Genomic DNA, 1630 nt, shown 5'->3' with positions numbered 1-1630 from the left:
CATGACGTGGTGCTCCGCGTCTCCGTGTCGCAGAGCCCGGCCAGCGATGACTACTACATGCATTTCTCTGACGGGTCGCTCATCGTCGGTATCGGATCCCCGCCGCGCACGCCCGACGTGGAGGCCGAGCTCAGTTACGAAACAAACGTCGAGCTGTCTCGGGGTGCGCTCAACGGCCAGACCGCGGCCATGACCGGGCAGATGAAAGCCGTCGGCAACATGATGAAGATGATGTCGATCGGAAAAGCCCAGGATCGGCTCGCAGAACTCGAGAGCGGCTTAGACATCGACTACTAGCACTTATCGCGGCGCCTAGAGTTGACTTCGCGCCGAGGGACACAATGCCACGAACGGGTATGCATCGGCACCTACCATCGGCTCAAGTCCCACCCTGGACGGTCCGGCGCGACCATACCGCCAATAAAAGCCATTCCGAAAATCCTCTAACCAGATTGGACACGGCTCATGACAACACGCACCAGCGAACTCGTTCCCAGCGACATGAAGGGGTTGTGGGGATTCGTGCCGGCCTGCTCGACGCCGGACGCCGCCGATGTCAACGCGGTCGACACGATCGACACCGATGCGCTCGCGTCTCTGGTTGATCGTCTGGTTCGTGATGGTGTCGACGGCATCGTCACGACCGGCAGCGCCGGCGAGTCGCACACCCTTTCCGACGACGAATACCGCACGCTCATCACCACGGTCGTGGAGACGGTGAACGCTCGGGTTCCGGTGTTCGTTGGTGCCAGTACGCTCAACACGCGCGACTCGATCCGACGCGCCCGCGTCATCGCCGACCTCGGGGCGGACGGCATCATGAGCGGACCGCCGATGTATTTGCCGCAGACTGCCGAGAACGCGGTCCAGTACTACAAAGACCTCGCCGAGGCCGTTCCGGAGCTGGCGATCATGATTTACCAGAACCCGCACGCGTTCCGCATCACATTGCCGCCCGGTGCATTCAGGGAGCTGGCCCAGATTCGCAATATCGTTGCGCTCAAGCAGACCTCGATGGACATCTTCAATGTGATCGGCGCCATCAAAGCGGTCGAGGACAAGATGTCGGTCCTCGTCTTGGACCAGTTGATGTACCCCGCAATGATGTTCGGTGCTGCCGGAGCGTGGAGCATCGACGTATGCATGGGCCCTTGGCCCGCGCTTTCGCTGCGCGATGCATGCCAGCGTGGCGACTGGACAGAGGCCGCGGCCATCGCCGACCAGATGCAGGCGCCATTTCGAACGCTGGGTCTGACTATGGAGGAATTCCAAGCCATGCAGTCCGCCTGGTGGAAGATGGCAATCGACACTGCGGGCTATGGGCGTGCTGGGGCTGCTCGGCCGCCCTTCGTTCACATACCGCAGACCGTCGTCGATTCCGCGCACCGCTACGGTGAACGCTGGGCAGGACTTGCGGAGCGCTATCACCGGTCAAGGCAAGCCGCTGGGCTGCCGCCTGCCGCGGCGAACGTCGCCGCCGCCTCGTCGTCGACGCCGGGGAAGAACCGTCAGGGCGACCTGCTGACCACTCCCGCCACCTAGGCGTCTAGGTCTGTCGCCAACGTCGCCAGACCACTCAGCAGCGACTGAACTTCGGAAAGGACTGCCAAGCCGAGCAATGCGACGGCGG

General features: G+C 62.8%; 2 protein-coding genes. Both read left to right on the top strand.

Features of this window, described 5'->3' with window-relative positions; translation table 11 throughout:
• Positions 1-297: SCP2 sterol-binding domain-containing protein (locus J3476_RS25215; RefSeq protein WP_207069046.1), on the top strand; the 297-nt coding region annotated here is incomplete at its 5' end.
• A gap of 168 nt (positions 298-465) precedes the next feature.
• Complete coding sequence (locus tag J3476_RS25210) at positions 466-1542, top strand: dihydrodipicolinate synthase family protein (RefSeq protein ID WP_207069045.1); 1077 nt, start codon at positions 466-468, stop codon at positions 1540-1542.
• The last annotated feature ends 88 nt before the right edge of the window (positions 1543-1630 follow it).

Source organism: Mycobacterium sp. PO1 (assembly GCF_017312405.1).
In the GTDB taxonomy this organism is placed as follows: Bacteria; Actinomycetota; Actinomycetes; order Mycobacteriales; family Mycobacteriaceae; genus Mycobacterium.
The sequence above is the reverse complement of the archived record's forward strand: the minus strand, read 5'-3'. Positions and strand labels throughout refer to the sequence as shown.

Excerpts from the sequence above, each read along its gene's own strand:
- J3476_RS25210 (WP_207069045.1), top strand. The coding sequence starts at position 466 with ATGACAACACGCACCAGCGAACTCGTTCCCAGCGACATGAAGGGGTTG.